The sequence below is a fragment of the Pseudomonas folii genome (assembly GCF_014357575.1).
GTDB lineage: Bacteria > Pseudomonadota > Gammaproteobacteria > Pseudomonadales > Pseudomonadaceae > Aquipseudomonas > Aquipseudomonas folii.
In genome coordinates this window covers 42,178-58,261 of sequence record NZ_JACONW010000016.1, presented here as the reverse complement: position 1 = coordinate 58,261, position 16,084 = coordinate 42,178, and the positions used below count along the sequence as shown (strand labels likewise).

Annotated in this window: 15 protein-coding genes; 13 read left to right on the top strand and 2 right to left on the bottom strand. The window is 57.8% G+C overall.

Annotated elements, in window-relative coordinates:
- Positions 1 to 78: 78 nt before the first annotated feature.
- Complete coding sequence (locus tag H8S59_RS05945; RefSeq protein ID WP_187520811.1) at positions 79 to 672, top strand: nucleotidyltransferase family protein; 594 nt, start codon at positions 79 to 81, stop codon at positions 670 to 672.
- Between the two features lie 275 nt (positions 673 to 947).
- Here the strand turns inward: H8S59_RS05945 and rne are convergent, their stop codons facing one another.
- Positions 948 to 4,229 (bottom strand): ribonuclease E, encoded by a 3,282-nt coding sequence (gene rne, locus H8S59_RS05940; protein WP_425504560.1) that lies wholly within the window; start codon positions 4,227 to 4,229, stop codon positions 948 to 950.
- A 715-nt stretch (positions 4,230 to 4,944) separates the two neighbouring features.
- On the opposite strand from rne, the gene rluC reads away from it, so the two are divergent.
- Genes rluC through H8S59_RS05925 form a run of 3 tightly spaced genes read left to right on the top strand, consistent with a single transcriptional unit; the run spans position 4,945 to position 7,601 of the window.
- Positions 4,945 to 5,901, top strand: coding sequence for a 23S rRNA pseudouridine(955/2504/2580) synthase RluC (rluC, locus tag H8S59_RS05935; protein WP_095093405.1), 957 nt, complete (start codon positions 4,945 to 4,947; stop codon positions 5,899 to 5,901).
- On the top strand, positions 5,891 to 6,589 hold the full coding sequence (locus H8S59_RS05930; RefSeq protein WP_187520809.1) for an HAD-IA family hydrolase: 699 nt from the start codon (positions 5,891 to 5,893) through the stop codon (positions 6,587 to 6,589). Before rluC ends, H8S59_RS05930 begins: the two co-directional genes overlap by 11 nt.
- 7 nt (positions 6,590 to 6,596) lie before the next feature.
- Entirely contained in the window at positions 6,597 to 7,601 is a 1,005-nt protein-coding gene (locus H8S59_RS05925) for a S49 family peptidase (RefSeq protein WP_187520808.1), read from the top strand.
- Positions 7,602 to 8,038: 437 nt separating this feature from the next.
- On the opposite strand, the gene H8S59_RS05920 is transcribed toward H8S59_RS05925, so the two are convergent.
- On the bottom strand, positions 8,039 to 8,617 hold the full coding sequence (locus tag H8S59_RS05920; protein WP_187520807.1) for a Maf family protein: 579 nt from the start codon (positions 8,615 to 8,617) through the stop codon (positions 8,039 to 8,041).
- Between the two features lie 105 nt (positions 8,618 to 8,722).
- Between H8S59_RS05920 and H8S59_RS05915 the strand changes: the two genes are divergently transcribed.
- The 9 genes from H8S59_RS05915 (at position 8,723) to mltG (ending at position 16,073) form a co-directional block, all read left to right on the top strand.
- Entirely contained in the window at positions 8,723 to 9,250 is a 528-nt protein-coding gene (locus tag H8S59_RS05915; RefSeq protein WP_027901079.1) for a YceD family protein, read from the top strand.
- Between the two features lie 13 nt (positions 9,251 to 9,263).
- Positions 9,264 to 9,446 (top strand): 50S ribosomal protein L32, encoded by a 183-nt coding sequence (gene rpmF / locus H8S59_RS05910; protein WP_002552688.1) that lies wholly within the window; start codon positions 9,264 to 9,266, stop codon positions 9,444 to 9,446.
- A gap of 4 nt (positions 9,447 to 9,450) precedes the next feature.
- Positions 9,451 to 10,458, top strand: coding sequence for a phosphate acyltransferase PlsX (plsX, locus tag H8S59_RS05905; protein WP_187520806.1), 1,008 nt, complete (start codon positions 9,451 to 9,453; stop codon positions 10,456 to 10,458).
- Positions 10,459 to 10,613: 155 nt separating this feature from the next.
- Positions 10,614 to 11,552, top strand: a complete 939-nt coding sequence (gene fabD / locus H8S59_RS05900; RefSeq protein WP_187520805.1) for an ACP S-malonyltransferase — start codon at positions 10,614 to 10,616, stop codon at positions 11,550 to 11,552.
- 14 nt (positions 11,553 to 11,566) lie between these two features.
- Entirely contained in the window at positions 11,567 to 12,307 is a 741-nt protein-coding gene (gene fabG, locus H8S59_RS05895) for a 3-oxoacyl-ACP reductase FabG (RefSeq protein ID WP_087265499.1), read from the top strand.
- Positions 12,308 to 12,493: 186 nt separating this feature from the next.
- Complete coding sequence (acpP, locus tag H8S59_RS05890; protein WP_087265500.1) at positions 12,494 to 12,730, top strand: acyl carrier protein; 237 nt, start codon at positions 12,494 to 12,496, stop codon at positions 12,728 to 12,730.
- A 120-nt stretch (positions 12,731 to 12,850) separates the two neighbouring features.
- A complete protein-coding gene (gene fabF / locus H8S59_RS05885) occupies positions 12,851 to 14,095 on the top strand; it encodes a beta-ketoacyl-ACP synthase II (RefSeq protein WP_187520804.1) in 1,245 nt (414 codons plus the stop codon).
- Positions 14,095 to 14,913, top strand: coding sequence for an aminodeoxychorismate lyase (pabC, locus tag H8S59_RS05880; protein ID WP_187520803.1), 819 nt, complete (start codon positions 14,095 to 14,097; stop codon positions 14,911 to 14,913). Before fabF ends, pabC begins: the two co-directional genes overlap by 1 nt.
- Entirely contained in the window at positions 14,913 to 16,073 is a 1,161-nt protein-coding gene (gene mltG / locus H8S59_RS05875) for an endolytic transglycosylase MltG (RefSeq protein ID WP_187520802.1), read from the top strand. The genes pabC and mltG overlap by 1 nt, the downstream gene beginning before the upstream one ends.
- The last annotated feature ends 11 nt before the right edge of the window (positions 16,074 to 16,084 follow it).

The window sequence follows — 16,084 nt, the reverse complement described above, 5'->3', positions numbered from 1 at the left end:
GTTTGCTTCACGACAGATATGTACACAAAAACCACTGTAAATATTGTGTAGTGACCTATGCCCAGGAAGGGAGTAACCATGACCAGCACTGTTTGCGCCGTCGTGCTCGCTGCCGGAGAAGGTACTCGGTTTCAAGCCATTGCCGGACAAGGTCAGAGCAAGTTGCTGGCTCGTTGTATCGGTCGCGATGGAGTCGAGCGTCCGGTGCTGGAGCACGCTCTCGTCAACCTGCAAGGGGTTGTCGACAAGGTTCTGGTGATTACCCGACCTGATTGCTCACAAATCATCTCACTTGCCCAACGGTACCGCTGCGAGCTGGTCATGCTGGCCTCAGCGGGTATGGGCGACAGCATCGCTGCAGCGGTGGCTGCCGAGCCCGATCATCGTGCCTGGTTGATCGTTCTGGGTGACATGCCGTTTATCCTGCCTCAGACCCTGCACAAGGTTGCTGCTTCATTGGAGGACGGTCTGATTTCTGTACCTGTCCTGAGTGGCGAACTGGGTCATCCGGTGGGTTTTGGTCGTCAGTATGGCCCCGCGCTGATGGCATTAAATGGCGATCAGGGCGCACGACGGTTGTTCAATGATGGCTGCGTTGAGCAGGTCGAGGTGGATGATCCGGGTGTGCTGTGGGATGTGGATGTGCCAGACCGGTTGGTGTTTGTTCTATAGGTTTACCTCAATCCCGTAGGAGCTCACCGAGGTTACGAGGCCAGCGATAGCGGTTAGCCTGACACACCGCCATCGCTGGCCTCTTAACCTCGGTGAGCTCCTACAGGTCAGGGCAACTTTTGGATACGCTGCATTTTATGTAGGAGCTGCCGAAGGCTGCGAAAGCGGCCTTCCTGATGCACCGCCATCGCAGCCTTCGGCAGCTCCTACAGATCACTCGTCCACAAAAAAGCCCCACCTGCTCTCACAGGTGGGGCTTTTTATTCAGTCAAGGATCAAGCGAGGGGTTTAGGCTCGGTGCTTTCTTCCTTGGCTTCGTGGTGCTGCGTGACTGCGTGATCCACCGAATGCTGATTCTCATCAGCCACCGGAGCAGCTTCAACTGACTCGACTGCTGGTTGAACCGCTTCGACTTCAGCTACAGGAGCAGCAGCGGTGTTGGCTGCGGCTTCTTCAGCTTCCTTCTTCAGACGCTCTTCTTCACGCTTGCGGCGACGCACTTCACGTGGGTCGTTTGGCGCGCGGCCGTTGCTGCTCACCGGCAGTGCAGGGGCTTCAGGGGCGACAGCCACTGCTGCTTCTGCGGTAGGCGGTGTTGCAACAACTTCCGGAGCAGCGTAAGGCGCAGGCTCTTCAGCCACGACTGGCGCAGGAGTAGGCAGTTCAGCCGATTCAGCGGCCGGAGCCTCTTCACGGACTGGAGCAACCTCTTCAACCTGTGGTGCTGGTGTGGACGGCTCTGGCGTTGGCGTGAACGGTACAAAACGTTCAGCGTGTGGCGCTTCGAACATCTCGGTCTGCGCTGCCAGGGCGGGTGCCTCTGCAATCACTTGCGGAGCCATTTCAACAACCTGCTGCACTTCTACGTCCGGAGCGGTTTCAGCTTTCGGCGCCTTGTCAGCAACCGGTGCTTCTACAGCCGGTATTTCAACGGCTGGCGCTTCGAACGCTGGAGTCTGGATCGAGGGGGTTTCGATCACGGCTTCCGGTACGAACGAGGAGTCAGCTGAGTCAACGGTTGCAGTCGCTCGCTCGGCCTGACGGTGAGCTTCGGCTTCTGCAGGTGCGCTGATGACGCTGCTGGCAACGGCTGCGGTTGCTGCGGTGATAGCCAGACCGGCTGCCACTTCAGTGTTGGCGGATTCAGTGTTACCGGATTCGCTGCCTTCTTCCTCGCTGCCTTCCGAACCTTCGATCACATTGCCGTTTGCGTCACGCTGACGCTCACGACGGTTGCTGCGACGACGCTGACCACGGGAGCGGCGGCGAGGGCGATCGCCTTCTGCACCGTCCTGATGGTCTTCGGTTGCCAGTTCTTCGTTGTTCAGCACTTCGTCTTCGCTAACCTCGGCAACGGCCTGCTCGGCGCGAGGCTGGCGTTCTTCACGAGGGGCGCGTGGTTGACGTTCTTCACGTGGTGCACGCTCAGGACGCTCTTCACGCGGCGCTGCATCGGCTGCCGGAGCGGCATCCAGCGGCTCGCGCAGTTCACGAACGCGTTCTTCACGAGGCTTGCGGTCTTCACGACCTGCGCGTGGTGTACGAGGCGCACGCTCTTCACGTGGAGCACGGGCCGGACGCTCTTCACGTGGCGCTGCACTGTTTTCTTCAACAACGGCTTCGCGTGGAGCGCGCGGTGCGCGCTCTTCACGAGGCGCGCGTTCCTCACGCGGTGCACGCTCTTCGCGTGGAGCACGTTCGGCGCGTTCTTCACGTGGCTTGCGCTCTTCATCGCGACGGTTGTTGCGGCCACGGCTCTGTTGACGACCGTTGCGGCGCTCTTCGTTGCGGGCAGGACGTTCGGCAACTGGTTTTTCAACGACAACCGGAGCGGCTGGCTCTTCCTTGGTGGCGAACAGGCTCACCAGGGATTTGACCAGACCCTTGAACAGGCTTGGTTCGTGCGCAACCGGAGTTGGCGCGGTAGGAGCGGCTTCAACCGGAACCGGAGCGTTGGCACGCGGCGGAGCGGTTTTAACGGCGGCTTCCTGGCGAACCAGAGTGCGGGTTGCAGCGGCTGGCTGAACTTCTTCAATTTCGGCGGCCGCGGCAGCGATTTCGTAGCTGGACTGCAGAGTGTGAGCTTCCGGGCTGTCATCACGCAGGCGCTGAACTTCGAAGTGCGGCGTTTCGAGGTGATCGTTCGGCAGGATGATGATGCGGGCACGGGTGCGCAGTTCGATCTTGGTGATCGAGTTGCGTTTTTCGTTGAGCAGGAAAGCCGCAACCGGAATCGGCACCTGGGCGCGGACTTCGGCAGTGCGGTCTTTCAGGGCTTCTTCTTCGATCAGGCGCAGGATGGCCAGCGACAGCGATTCAACGTCACGGATGATGCCGGTGCCGTTGCAACGCGGGCAGACGATACCGCTGCTTTCGCCCAGAGATGGACGCAGGCGCTGACGGGACATTTCCAGCAGACCGAAGCGCGAGATACGCCCGACCTGAACGCGGGCACGGTCGGCTTCCAGGCTTTCGCGGACTTTTTCTTCCACGGCGCGCTGGTTCTTGGCCGGGGTCATGTCGATGAAATCGATAACGATCAGGCCGCCGATGTCACGCAGACGCAATTGACGGGCGATTTCTTCAGCCGCTTCAAGGTTGGTCTGCAGAGCCGTTTCTTCGATGTCGCTGCCTTTGGTGGCGCGAGCCGAGTTGATGTCGATGGACACCAGGGCTTCGGTTGGATCGATAACGATGGAGCCGCCGGAAGGCAGTTCAACGACGCGCTGGAAGGCGGTCTCGATCTGGCTTTCGATCTGGAAACGGTTGAACAGCGGAACGCTGTCTTCGTACAGCTTGATCTTGCTGGCGTATTGCGGCATCACCTGACGGATAAAGGTCAGTGCTTCTTCCTGGGCTTCGATGCTGTCGATCAGCACTTCGCCGATGTCCTGGCGCAGGTAATCGCGGATGGCGCGGATGATGACGTTGCTTTCCTGATAGATCAGGAATGGAGCAGCGCGATCCAGCGAAGCTTCTTTGATGGCGGTCCAGAGTTGCAGCAGGTAGTCGAGGTCCCACTGCATTTCTTCGCTGCTGCGGCCCAGGCCGGCAGTGCGAACGATCAGGCCCATGTCAGCTGGAGCGATCAGGCCGTTCAGCGCTTCGCGCAGTTCGTTGCGCTCTTCGCCTTCGATGCGGCGGGAGATACCACCGGCACGCGGATTGTTTGGCATCAGGACCAGATAACGACCGGCCAGGCTGATGAATGTGGTCAGGGCCGCGCCTTTGTTGCCGCGCTCTTCCTTCTCGACCTGAACGATGACTTCCTGGCCTTCGCTCAGGACGTCCTTGATGTTGACGCGACCTTCAGGGGCTTTCTTGAAGTACTCGCGGGAGATTTCTTTGAGAGGCAGGAAGCCGTGGCGCTCAGAGCCGAAATCGACAAAGGCAGCCTCAAGGCTGGGTTCGATGCGAGTGATCCGGCCTTTATAGATATTGGCCTTTTTCTGCTCGCGGGCACCGGACTCGATGTCCAGGTCATATAAGCGCTGGCCGTCTACCAGTGCAACGCGCAACTCTTCGGGTTGAGTTGCGTTAATCAGCATTCTTTTCATGTAGTACCGTCGGTTTCCGGGCTGCCGGAAACGGCGTTCGGCACACACGACTTCTCACGGTCGGTGTCAGGGCACGTCAGGAGTGGTTGGACACTCCAGTGTCTAGCGAGATTACCGGCCAACGGGGCCGGAGTCGCGACGACGTTTCCTGCTTGCTGTGGTGACAAAAAGACACCCTTTCAGCAAAAGCTTTGTCAGGAGGAGGAATCGACCATCGGTAGCGGACGAGATGAAGCGTCTAAAACAAGCCTTGTGCTACACAGTCCGATGGTTGTGCGTCTCCACCCTACACGTATCCCTGATAATTCGGGTGCTGCCGCGCGCAGAATCCGCAACGGGTTGGCATTTACCGCAGCCTTCCAGAGGGAAGGTTGCGCATCATGGCTTAAGGCGTTTGTTTCCGAAGCATTCGCCCGGACCGTCTGTAAACGACTGCACTTTGTGAACTGGCCGTGATTTATTAGCTCTGAAGGCGAGTGATAACTCTGCGATCTGGCGTGTATCAGGCCTCATGTCACCTGCGCTTGTAACGTTTGCAGCCCATCCGTTGTCACCGAAAGCCCCGTAGGACGGCCTCGCGTCCTCGTGAATTGCGTAGGGCAGGGTCGGTCATAAACCGTTTGTCCGCTGTCCAGGCCGCTTTTGGCGGCGTTCGCGACTATAGCAGCAATCATTAAGTGCTTCAAATCCATAAAAAATTGTTATGATTTGCGCCATGACGAATATCACCCCTCCAACCCCCGGCGTCCAGCTGGTAGAGGTTGCGCCGGAATATGCCGGTCAACGTATCGATAACTTTCTTGTCACTTTCCTCAAAGGCGTGCCCAAGACCTTGATCTATCGCATTTTGCGCAAAGGCGAAGTGCGGGTGAACAAGGGGCGGATCAAGCCGGAGTACAAGTTGCAGGCAGGCGACATCATCCGGGTTCCGCCCGTGCGCGTGCCTGAGCGTGACGAACCTGTGCCTGTGGCTCAAGGGCTTTTGCAGCGCCTTGAAGCGGCGATTGTCTATGAGGACAAGGCGCTGATCGTGCTCAACAAGCCTGCGGGTATCGCCGTGCATGGCGGTAGTGGTCTGAACTTCGGTGTCATCGAGGCTTTCCGCCAGATGCGCCCGGATGCCAAGGAACTCGAACTGGTACACCGCCTGGATCGCGACACCTCTGGGCTACTGATGATTGCCAAGAAGCGCAGCATGTTGCGCCACCTGCATGAGGCCTTGCGCGGCGACGGCGTTGACAAGCGCTACATGGCGCTGGTCCGCGGTCGCTGGGACACCGCTCAGAAACGTGTCAGCGCACCGTTGCTCAAGAGCAATCTGCGTTCCGGTGAGCGCATGGTCGAGGTCAACGACGAAGGCAAGGAGGCGCTGACGATTTTCAAAGTGCTACGCCGCTTCGGTGATTTTGCCACCATGGTCGAGGCCAAACCGGTCACCGGTCGTACCCACCAGATCCGGGTGCACACGCTGCACGCCGGGCACGCCATTGCGGGTGACACCAAATACGGTGACGAAGATTTCAGTCGCGAGATTCGTGACATGGGCGGCAAGCGCCTGTTCTTGCACGCTTACATGCTGACCGTGCCGTTGCAGGATGGTGGCGAGCTTAAATTGCAGGCCCCCGTAGATGAGATGTGGGCTAAAACAGTGGAGCGTTTGAGTGCGACCTGATTCTGAATCGTCGAAGTATGATTTATTGATTTTCGATTGGGATGGCACGCTGGCTGACTCTATCGGCCGTATCGTTGCTGCCATGCGCGCTGCTGCTGTCGAGAGTGGTAGACCGGAACGTGACGAACATGCCATCAAGGGCATTATCGGCTTGGGTTTGCCCGAGGCGATTCGCACGCTTTATCCGGATATCACGGCCAATGACCTGATCGACTTTCGCCAGCATTACGCCGACAGCTACATGGCCATGGACAATGACGTTGCTTCGCCTTTGTTCGAAGCGGTGCGTGAATCCATTGAAGGTTGGCGCGCCGAGGGTTACAGGCTGGCCGTGGCCACCGGCAAGGCGCGTCGCGGCCTTGATCGCGTGTTGAAGGCGCATGACTGGCTCGACTACTTCGACATCACCCGGGCGGCGGATGAAACCGCCAGCAAGCCTGATCCGTTGATGCTGAATGAAATTCTTCAGCATTGCGGCGTTGAGCCGGGAAGGGCGTTGATGGTGGGCGATTCCTCTTTCGATCTGCTGATGGCGCGTAATGCGGGTATGGACTCCGTGGCAGTGGGCTATGGCGCCCAATCGCTGGATTCATTGCGTACTTATGAGCCGCAGTTGGCTATCGAGCATTTTTCCGAGCTGCGTACCTGGTTGGGTAAGCGCAGCGATCAGTCTTCATTGTTGGGGTAGTCAGTAAATGTCGGACGAATGGAAAGCACCGGTTTCCCGTGACGAGGAAGAGGTCGCAGACAGCAAGGCTGATGCGAAGAGCTGGAAATTGCTGGAAAAAACCCTGCTGGCGGGGATTCAGGAGCAGCGTCGTTCACGCCGCTGGGGCATTTTCTTCAAGTGCCTGACCTTCCTTTACCTGATCGGGGCCCTGTTTCTGTTTACGCCACTGGGCGATTTCGAGAAAAGCGCCTCGCGCAGCGCAAATCACACTGCGTTGATCCAGATCGAAGGCATGATCGCTGACAAGGAGCCTGCCAGCGCCGATAACATCGTGGGCAGCCTGCGCGCAGCTTTCGAAGATCCGAAGACCAAGGGCGTGATCCTGCGCATCAACAGCCCGGGTGGCAGCCCTGTGCAATCGGGCTATGTTGCTGATGAAATTCGTCGCCTGCGCGCCGAGAAGCCGGAGATCAAGGTCTATGCCGTGATCACCGACCTGGGCGCCTCGGGTGCTTACTACATCGCCAGCGCGGCTGACCAGATCTACGCAGACAAGGCTAGTCTGGTGGGTTCAATCGGCGTCACTGCGGCAGGCTTCGGCTTTGTCGGCGCCATGGAAAAGCTGGGTGTTGATCGCCGGACCTACACGTCAGGCGAACACAAATCGTTCCTGGACCCGTTCCAGCCGCAAAAAGCAGACGAAACCGCATTCTGGCAAAGCGTGCTGGACACTACCCACCGCCAGTTCATCGCCAGTGTGAAGCAGGGTCGCGGCGATCGACTGAAAGACAAAGATCATCCGGAACTGTTCTCCGGATTGGTCTGGACAGGCGAGCAAGCGTTGCCACTGGGCCTGATCGACGGCCTTGGCAGTGCCAGCTACGTCGCACGTGAAGTAATCGGCGAAAAAGAAATGGTCGACTTCACCGTTCAGGAATCCCCGTTCGATCGCTTCTCGAAAAAACTGGGCGCCAGCGTGGCTGACCAAATCGCAATGTGGGCAGGCTTCAAAGGGCCGACGCTTCGCTGATTGCGAGGAGCAGCTAATAAATAACCCGGCCATTGGTCGGGTTTTTTATTCCGCAGTGGTCGACCACTACTGACGCCAATAGCTCGGCAAGCTCGCGCATTCAGGTCGGCTGTCAGGCCGCCACGCTTTTGATTTTGATCTTGGGCGCCCCATTAAACACGCTGGCCGAACGCAGATTCTGAACCGTGGGCAACCCGGCAGGACGCCGGGTTAGTCGCATTGGGCCATGGATGGCCCGTTGCGGCGGCCCACGGTTCAGGATCTGTGTTCGGGTACACCGAGCGACAGCGAGGTGCCGAGTGGTGGGGCAAGAGCGTTTTGGTTACTTTTGCGCTGTTCAAAAGTGACGCGCTGTAAAAGCGCAACCAATAGCCGCCGTGAAAGCGCTAACGGATATGTACACAGCAATCACTACACAACATTCACTGCACAAATAATCAGAGCACCTGCACACCTTCCTTTATAAGCATATCCACCAACCGAATCAGCGGCAGACCAACCAGACTCGTAGCATCACTCCCCTCAGTACTCCGAAACAAACTGACACCCAACCCCTCAGCCTTGAAACTACCCGCGCAGTCATACGGCTGTTCCGCACGCAAATAACGCTCAATACTCCCCTGATCCAGCGTGCGCATATGCACCGTAAACGGCACATGATCAACCTCACAACCACCTGTCGAACTATTGAACAACGCAAGACCCGTCAGAAAGACCACGCTGGACCCGCTAGCAGCACTCAACTGCTCCCGAGCGCGCTCAAAAGTATGAGGCTTGCCAAGAATCCTGCCGTCCAGAACAGCCACCTGATCCGAACCAATAATCAAATGGCCAGGGTATGCGGCCGCAAGGGCCCGGGCTTTCTCCTCAGCCAGGCGACGAACCAACTCAATCGCACCCTCATCGGGTCGGTGACTTTCATCGATATCAGGCGAGGCGCAGACGAACGGCAGCCGCAGTCTGGCAAGCAATTCCCGGCGATAAGGTGAGCTGGAAGCAAGAAGCAAAGGCAACATGCGGTTCTCCAATAAGTGAAAACCGATTCTAATCAGTCTTGTGCAGGATTATTGGCCTGAATTTCCTTTGACATGCCTTGGGGTCGTCCCTAGAATGCTGCGCCTATGTTGAATGACCCGATTCCACCTCACGTTGACCCGCGCAAATTGGCTGATCGTGGCACTACCCTTCAAGGTGAAGTGTTGCTGGCTGATTTGGAGAGACTCTGCGACCCGCTTTCCGACACTGTCGGTTCGGTGCAGGCCAAATTCATTTTTGAGCGTGACGAACGTCGCTCCGTGGTTATCCACAGTGCAATTGACGTCGAAGTCAAAATGGTTTGCCAGCGTTGTCTTGAGCTGGTCACCCTGCCGATCCACAGCGAGTGCAGTTACGCTGTGGTGAAGGAGGGTGCGAATACCCAGTCGTTACCGAAAGGTTATGACGTGCTGGAACTGGGCGAAGATCCATTGGATCTGCTGGCATTGATCGAGGAGGAGCTTTTGCTCGCCTTGCCCATTGTGCCTGCTCATCATCCGGAAGAATGCCAGCAGCCGGCGGGTCTCGATGAGCCCGAACCGAGCGTGGACGAGGTAACGCGGTCCAACCCGTTCAGTGTATTGGCGCAGTTAAAGCGTGACCCAAACGTTTAGGAGTTAATCAATTATGGCTGTTCAGCAGAACAAAAAATCCCGCTCTGCCCGTGACATGCGTCGTTCGCACGACGCTCTTGAGGCAAGCACTCTGTCGGTAGAAAAGACCACTGGTGAAATTCACCTGCGTCACCACGTTTCGCCGGAAGGTGTTTACCGTGGTCGTAAAGTGATCGACAAGGGCGCTGACGAGTAATTTCTTGTCCGCTCCGATCATCGCGATCGACGCAATGGGCGGGGACTTCGGTCCCCGCAACATTGTTCAGGCCAGCCTCGCGTGCCTGTCTGCTACGCCCTCGCTTCATCTGATCCTTGTGGGTCAAGCCCCCCTTATTGAAGAACTCATTGCCCGCCATTCTGGTGTGGATCGCTCACGTCTGCGCATTGTGAATGCCAGCGAAGTGATCGCCATGGATGAGCGGCCGTCTCAGGCGTTGCGTGGCAAGCCTGACTCTTCGATGCGAGTGGCGCTGGATCTGGTGGCGAGCGGGCAGGCTCAGGCGTGCGTCAGTGCGGGGAATACCGGTGCATTGATGGCGCTCTCGCGTTTTGTCCTGAAAACCCTGCCAGGCATTGATCGCCCGGCCATGGTTGCGGCGATTCCTACCCAGCGTGGCTATTGTCAGTTGTTGGATCTTGGGGCGAATGTCGATTGCAGTGCTGAAAATCTTTATCAGTTTGCCGTGATGGGCTCAGTGGCCGCCGAGGCATTGGGTGTGCAGCGACCAAAAGTCGCACTGCTCAACGTGGGCACCGAAGACATCAAGGGCAATCAGCAGGTCAAGCTGGCTGCAAGCCTGTTGCAGGCTGCGCCGGGCTTGAACTACACCGGTTTTGTCGAGGGTGACGGGTTGTATCGCGGCGAAGCCGATGTGGTGGTCTGTGATGGTTTTGTCGGCAACATCGTGCTCAAGTCCAGCGAGGGTTTGGCGAGCATGATTGCTGCACGAATTGAAACCTTGTTCAGGCAAAATCTGCTGTCGAGGACGGTGGGTGCGCTGGCAATGCCGTTGCTCAAGCGTCTCCAGGCTGATCTTGCGCCTGCGCGGCATAACGGGGCGAGCTTTCTCGGGTTGCAGGGCATTGTGGTTAAAAGCCATGGCTCTGCCAGTGTGCAGGGCTTTCAGAGTGCGATTCAGCGTGCGCTGATCGAGATTCAGGAAAACCTGCCTCAACGCTTGCACGGGCGTCTTGGCGAGCTGTTATAGGCTTTCCATGGCGACGTTTGCAGCTCGCGTCGCTAGAATGTGACGCTGCTGACTGACCGGTCATCAAAACCGGCAAGTGGCTGTAATAGAATTTCTCGCGCTCAGCCAAGAAGGCCGGGCGTTTATTTCGACGACCATAATCAGGGGCTTGTTTAATGTCTGCATCCCTCGCATTCGTCTTTCCGGGTCAAGGATCGCAATCGCTTGGCATGCTCGCCGATCAAGGCGCGCAGCATCCGTTGATCCTCGATACTTTCGCGCAGGCATCCGATGCCTTGGGTTATGACCTCTGGGCGCTGACTCAGGAAGGTCCTGTCGAGTCGCTCAATCAAACCGATAAGACCCAGCCGGCAATTCTCACTGCTTCAGTTGCCCTGTGGCATGTGTGGCTGGCCGAAGGCGGCACTGTTCCTGCTTTTGTCGCCGGTCACAGTCTGGGCGAATACAGCGCGCTGGTCGCGGCTCAAAGCCTGAGCCTGGCTGATGCGGTCAAGCTGGTCGAACGTCGTGGTCAGTTGATGCAGGAAGCTGTTCCGGCCGGTCAGGGCGGCATGGCTGCCATCCTCGGTCTGGATGATGCCGATGTCATCGCTGCCTGCGCTGAAGCGGCTCAGGGTGAAGTGGTCAGCGCGGTCAATTTCAACTCGCCAGGTCAGGTGGTCATCGCCGGTTCCGCCGAGGCCGTAAAACGCGCCATGGAGCTGTGCAAGGCGCGTGGCGCAAAGCGTGCGCTGCCATTGCCGGTGAGTGTTCCTTCGCACTGCGAGCTGATGCGTCCTGCGGCCGAGCGTTTTGCCGAATCGATCGAAGCCATCGAGTGGCAGGCCCCCCAGATTCCGTTGGTGCAGAACGTCAGTGCAAGTGTCGTGACGGATCTCGCCACGCTGAAAACCGATTTGCTGCAACAGTTGTACAAGCCGGTCCGTTGGGTCGAGTCTATCCAGGCCCTTGCTGCAAATGGCGCTACCCAGCTGGTTGAGTGTGGTCCTGGCAAAGTGCTTGCCGGCCTGAACAAGCGTTGCGCCGAAGGCGTGACGACCTACAACCTGGATACCCCAGACGCCTACGCCGCCGCCCGTGCGGCACTGGCCTGATTAGGAGAGCTTGCATGAGTCTGCAAGGTAAAGTTGCACTGGTAACTGGTGCCAGTCGTGGTATTGGTCAAGCCATTGCCCTGGAATTGGGTCGTAATGGTGCTGTTGTGGTCGGGACAGCGACTTCCGAGTCGGGTGCCGAGCGCATCAGCGCGACGTTCAAGGAAAACGGCATCGAAGGCTTCGGTCTGATGCTGGACGTCTGCAGCGCCGAGTCCGTGGATTCCGTGCTGTCGCAGATTCAGGAGCGTGTTGGCGCACCGTTGATTCTGGTCAATAATGCCGGCATCACCCGTGACAACCTGATGATGCGCATGAAAGACGACGAGTGGAACGATGTCGTCAACACCAACCTGAACAGCCTTTTCCGTCTGTCCAAGGGCGTTTTGCGTGGCATGACCAAGGCGCGTTGGGGTCGAATTATCAGTATTGGTTCGGTTGTGGGTGCCATGGGCAACGCAGGCCAAGTAAACTATGCCGCCGCGAAAGCGGGTCTGGAAGGTTTCAGTCGCGCTCTGGCGCGTGAAGTGGGTTCGCGTGCGGTAACCGTGAACTCGGTAACTCCTGGTTTTATCGACACCGATATGACCCGCGAGCTACCTCAGGCGCAACGAGATTCCCTGACGGCGCAGATTCCTCTGGGTCGCCTGGGGCAGGCAGAAGAGATTGCGCATGTTGTCGCTTTTCTTGCCTCGGAAGGTGCAGGCTACGTTACCGGGGCTACAATCCCCGTCAACGGCGGCATGTATATGTGATCGCCCGTTTTAAAAAAATGTAATACGGGCTGTCTAAAATCCGTTATAAAGCTGAAATCTTTTAATGGGCAGAAGGGGGATGGGCGTATCGGGAATTGCGTTGAGCTTGAAATTCGCAAATCCTCTTCTATACACTTACCCATCGGCCAGCTGCCTGAATTTGTCTACTAGGAGTTAAAACACGGTATGAGCACCATCGAAGAGCGCGTCAAGAAAATCGTTGCCGAGCAACTTGGCGTCAAATCTGAGGAAGTTGTTAACACTGCTTCTTTCGTTGAAGACCTGGGTGCCGACTCCCTTGACACCGTGGAGCTGGTAATGGCTCTGGAAGAGGAATTCGAGACCGAAATCCCTGACGAAGAAGCCGAGAAGATCACCACTGTTCAAGCTGCTATCGATTACGTTACTGCCCACCAGGCGTAACATTCAGTAATCGTTGCTGGGTCATGGGAAAACCGCACTGCCTTACCGGCGTGCGGTTTTTTCTTTAAAACGATGTCCTGTGATGTCCTGTCGTAGTCAATGAGAGAAAAGGAGAGTCCTGTGTCGCGTAGACGCGTCGTGGTCACCGGTATGGGTATGCTGTCGCCATTGGGTACGGATGTGCCGAGCAGTTGGCAGGGTATTCTGGCTGGTCGCAGTGGCATTAACCTTATCGAACACACAGACCTTTCGGCTTACACGACCCGCTTTGGCGGTTCGATCAAGGGCTTCAACGTCGAAGAGTACCTGGCGCCCAAAGAGGCTCGCAGGCTCGATCTATTCATCCAGTACGGTCTCGCTGCCAGCTTTCAGGCTGTGCGTAATTCCGGTCTGGAAGTCACCGATGCAAACCGTGAGCGCATTGGCGTTGCCATGGGGTCCGGAATCGGTGGCCTGACCAATATCGAAAACAACAGCCGTTCTTTGCATGAGCAGGGGCCGGGGCGTATTTCGCCGTTTTTCGTACCAGGTTCCATCATCAACATGATTTCCGGTTTCCTGTCGATCCATCTGGGCGCACAGGGACCTAACTATGCCATTGCGACCGCTTGCACCACGGGCACGCATTGCATTGGCATGGCTGCACGCAACATTGCCTACGGCGAAGCCGATGTGATGATTGCGGGCGGCGCTGAAATGGCGGCCTGTGGGCTGGGCATGGGTGGCTTCGGCGCCTCCCGTGCGCTGTCGACCCGCAATGACGATCCAACCCGCGCCAGTCGTCCCTGGGACAAAGGTCGCGACGGTTTTGTCCTGTCCGACGGTTCCGGTGCGCTGGTGCTTGAAGAGCTTGAACATGCCAAGGCCCGTGGCGCGACTATCTATGCCGAACTGATCGGCTTTGGCATGAGCGGCGATGCATACCACATGACTTCGCCGCCAGACGACGGTGCCGGTGCTGCCCGCTGCATCCGCAATGCGCTGAAAGACGCCAGGGTCAACCCTGATCAGGTTCAGTACATCAATGCCCACGGCACTTCGACCATGGCGGGCGACCTTGCCGAAGCCAATGCGATCAAGAGTGTGTTTGGCGATCACGCCTACAAGCTGGCGGTCAGCTCCACCAAATCCATGACCGGTCATTTGCTGGGCGCGGCCGGTGCTGTTGAAGCCATCTTCAGTGTGCTGGCGATCAACGGTCAGGTGGCGCCGCCGACCATCAACCTGGACGAGCCGGGTGAGGGTTGTGATCTGGACTTCGTGCCGCACGAGGCGCGTAGCATGCCCATCGACGTGGTGGTTTCCAACTCCTTCGGTTTTGGTGGAACCAACGGCTCACTGGTGTTCCGCCGGTTCGCTGAGTGATGCCAGGCTGGATCGATGGACGTCCAGCCGACACGCTTTCTGTCAGAAATAGAGGGCTGGCTTATGGTGATGGTCTATTTGAGACCATTGCGGTAAGGGCAGGGCGACCATCGCTGCTGGATCAGCACTTGCAGCGCTTGCAGCTAGGCTGCGATCGTCTTGGTATTGCGGCTGATCGGGTTCTGATTCGTGAAGAGCTGCTGGCCTTTGCCCGGCAACTCGGCGAAGGCGTCATGAAGCTGATTCTTGCCCGTGGCGATAGCCAGCGCGGCTATGCGCCTGATCCACACTCCCAACCGCTAAGAATTCTTCAGGGCAGTCCGCTGCCTGTCTATCCCGCTGCCCATGCGGAGCAAGGCATTCACCTGTTTCCCTGCGTCACGCGTCTGGCCGAGCAGCCTTTGCTGGCAGGTTTGAAACATTTGAATCGCCTCGAACAAGTGCTTGCCCGCTCGGAATGGCAAGGCCCGGAGTTTGCCGAAGGGCTGATGCGCGATCTATCCGGCCGCGTTATTGAAGGGGTTTACAGCAATCTTTTTGTGGTCCGCGATGACCTTTTGCTCACGGCTGACCTGAGTCGTAGCGGTGTCGCCGGTGTCATGCGTGGCGCATTGCTGGAGCGAGCGCCGGAGCTCGGCATTCGTGTCGCGGTTCGTGACCTGCATATGGCTGATCTGGAACACGCCGACGAAGTATTTGTCTGCAACAGTGTCTATGGCGTCTGGCCGGTGCGTGGCTTCGAACAGCTTCGCTGGTCGGTTGGTCCGCTCACCCGTAAACTGCAGCGCACAGCTCTTGCCCTTCTGGATATCGCTTAGTGATTCGAAAATTTTTGCTGTTGCTGGAAACGGGTCTGGTCCTGGCGGGTTTGGCGCTGGGTTATGCCTACTGGCAGCAGAACGAGGCTCTGCATCAACCCTTGAATGTCACCCAGGAACAGATGCTCGACGTTCCTGCCGGTTCGACGCCGGGTGGTTTGCTCAATCGCCTGCAAACCGAGGGTGTAATCAAAGATTCCTTCTGGTTGCGGTTGTACTGGCGCTTCAATCTGTCGGGGGAAGCCCTGCACAGCGGCGAATACCGCATGACGCCGGGCATGGACGCGCAGTCTCTGCTTGGTCTTTGGCAGCGCGGTGAAGTGGTCCAATACAGCCTGACGCTGGTCGAAGGCTGGAACTTCCGTCAGGTGCGTGCAGCACTCGGCAAGCAGCCCAAGCTTGAACAAACCCTGGGTAATCTCAGCGACGCTGAGCTGATGACTAAAATTGGTCATCCGGATGTGTTCCCCGAAGGCCGGTTCTTTCCGGACACCTACCGTTACGTGCGGGGCATGACCGACGCTGAAATTCTCAAGCAGGCCTACAAGCGTCTCGACGACGTGCTGGAGGAGGAATGGGCCAAGCGTGCAGCGGATGTGCCGTATACCGATGCTTATCAAGCGCTGATCATGGCGTCGCTGGTTGAAAAAGAGACCGGTGTCCCGCAGGAACGTGGGCAGATCGCCGGCGTTTTCGTTCGCCGGTTGGCCCTGGGCATGCTGCTGCAGACAGACCCCACAGTGATCTATGGTCTGGGCGAGCGCTACAACGGCAAGTTGACCCGCGCTCATCTGAAAGAGCCTACGCCTTACAACACCTACGTCATCGCCGGTTTGCCGCCTACACCCATTTCGCTGGTAGGCCGTGAAGCGATTCACGCCGCGCTCAACCCGGTGGCGGGGCGCAGTCTTTATTTCGTCGCCCGGGGCGATGGCAGCCACGTATTTTCCGATGACCTGGACGCGCACAATGCCGCAGTCCGTGAGTTTCAGCTCAAGCGTCGCGCTGACTACCGATCGAGCCCGGCCCCGGCCGCAGCTCCGGTAGTCGTCCCGGCAACCCCGGCAGAGCCCGTGCCGGCAGTCGAGCCCAATCCGGCGGCGACTGATGAATCGAAAGCTGAAGAAAACACCGCGCCGAGCGAGCAAAAATCACAATGAATTTTACTGAG